The organism is Nonomuraea mangrovi, assembly GCF_042681425.1.
GTDB classification, from domain to species: domain Bacteria; phylum Actinomycetota; class Actinomycetes; order Streptosporangiales; family Streptosporangiaceae; genus Nonomuraea; species Nonomuraea mangrovi.
The window spans coordinates 1-2,121 of the sequence record NZ_JBHUFV010000069.1 but is presented as its reverse complement, the minus strand read 5'-3'; the positions used below and the strand labels follow the sequence as shown (position 1 = coordinate 2,121).

Annotated in this window: 2 protein-coding genes; one reads left to right on the top strand and one right to left on the bottom strand. The window is 63.2% G+C overall.

Annotated elements, in window-relative coordinates:
- Positions 1-278 precede the first annotated feature (278 nt).
- Positions 279-611: a transposase gene (locus ACFSKW_RS45280; protein ID WP_379580796.1), complete on the top strand. Its 333-nt coding sequence runs from the start codon at positions 279-281 to the stop codon at positions 609-611.
- Positions 612-900: 289 nt separating this feature from the next.
- On the opposite strand, the gene ACFSKW_RS45275 is transcribed toward ACFSKW_RS45280, so the two are convergent.
- Positions 901-1,602: a hypothetical protein gene (locus tag ACFSKW_RS45275; protein WP_379580795.1), complete on the bottom strand. Its 702-nt coding sequence runs from the start codon at positions 1,600-1,602 to the stop codon at positions 901-903.
- Between the last annotated feature and the right edge of the window lie 519 nt (positions 1,603-2,121).

Here is a 2,121-nt window from a genome sequence, read left to right as displayed (position 1 = left end):
AGGTCAACTTGTCAAAGCCATCCTCGTCCTACAACTCCGCGAAGCCCGCTGAAATGGGTTCAGTGTTGGCAGGGGATCGTCACACGGTTCCCTCGCATGTTCACGCACTAGCTTTGGGTGTCTTCGGTTCCGCGCGTCTGGTGATCAGGGTGACAAGAGCCTGGTGAGTCGAGAGGCTCACGCCGGGATCTGTGGGAGCCCGAGGCGAGATCCCTCGGGGCTACCCGACCGCACGCCTTCCCACCCAACACCTGCCGCCCCTGCCCGGTGCGGACCTTATGCACCAGCGCCCCAGCACGGCGGCCGTCACCTCACCCTGCACCCACGAGCGATCCAGGAAACCCTCGACGCGGCCCGCACCCGCACAGGCCCCCGCCTGGCGCGACCGATACGCCATCCGGTGCGGCATCGAGGCCACCATCCACCAAGCCGTCACGGTCACCGGCCTGCGCCGCGCCCGCTACCGCGGCATCAAGAAAGTCCACCTCGAACACATCGTCTCCGCGATCGCCGTCAACCTGATCCGCCTGGACGCCTGGTGGAACGGCCGCTCTCTGAACCGGAAACGCACCAGCCACCTGGCCCGACTCGAACCAGCCCTGACCGCCTGAAACGAGTTAACCAGCAGAGTCCTACAAGGGTTCAGGGTCTCAGGTGTCCAGTCCTCGGGTGGAACGCCCATGCTCAAGCGGCAAATGTATGGCCGAGCCAATCCCGATCTACTTCGCAAACGCATCCTCCTGGCCGACTGACTCGGATCCGCATCACGGAATGCGGAATGTGTGCCAGAACCAGTTTTCACGCGTCGTCGACAAAAGGCACGCCCCTTATGCGACTGGCCATGGCGATCTATCTTGCCCAACATCCGCGAACCCGATGAGGGCCATGAGCGATGGATTCTCATCCGCCTCTGATCAGTGCGTAACCCTTGGACGCCTCCATGGCGACCAGGAACCGATATCTGCTGTGATGGCGCGACCAAGCCTGCAGCCACGGTTTGCCTTGCGGCGCCCAATAGTACGGGCCGTACATACCACCATCCGGATCCCATAGCGTGGCTCCCAGCATGGACTCGAGTCCTGGATCCTTGAGATGGGCGGTGGTGGTGAATTCCATTGTCACGCCATCGCACTCGAGATCAGGGAGATCGCCGACGTCGTAGATGCGATCCGGGCTCTCCCACGGTGCCGGATTCCCCTGAATCCGCTTTCCTCCGCTATCGCGCCAGTAGTCCCGGACCTTGGCCACCCCCGGACAATCCCGCAACCGATCCAGCAAGACCTCTATCTTCCCGTCCCAGGCGTAGGCGCGATACAGGCTCAGCGTGCACTTCGAAGCGAATTGCTCCTCGTTTTTCATGTCATCGTTGCCCCTCCGGCACCGATCGAGACCGCTGCGGCCGATCTCCTTGGAAAGACGCGCGGCCTTGACGGTCTGATCAAGGCGGCTGGTCAGTGCCTGCCGGGCCGTGGTCCGCTGCTCCACCACCTTCGGGTCCGAGGGCGAGACCAGGAGGGGTTGTGGCTCCGCCACCGGGGAGCAGGCCGCCAGGGTGATCGCTACAGTGGACATCAAGGCGGCATGGCGTGGGAGCTTTGTCATGGTCCATTTGATGTTCGTGAGACGCACATGGTTCCAGGAAGGAAGCGTTCCGTTGATGCAAGCCGCTACAAGATCGAACTGTAGCCTGCGGGTGCCGATTGATCATCCGGCCAGGTCAGGCGGCACGTCGGTACTCCTTCAGCACGCCACCGAGTCGATCATGTCGGCGGATGTCGCAAGGTGCGGTTCGAGCTGGCCCGGTGTCGGGATCGGGAAGTGATCGAAGGGTTGCGTCCACGGAAGTGGTGTACGAGTGCGTGCGAGCGCGAAGAGACCGCAGAAGATCCGCATCAACCCAGGGGCAGACATGCCCGCCAAGCCGCGTTACAGGCGGCAGGGGACGCGTTGAGCACAGCTCTCAGGGATGCACCACGCGAGGGAGCCGGCATCGGCGATCTTCTGGAGGCGGCCGGCATGAGCCGTCCCACCCTGTACCGCCGGTTGGCCCAGCTCGAAGTGAGGGGCCACGGTGATTCCGGACAGCCGTCTTATGGGCGTAGCCTATGCGGCTGTTTGGAT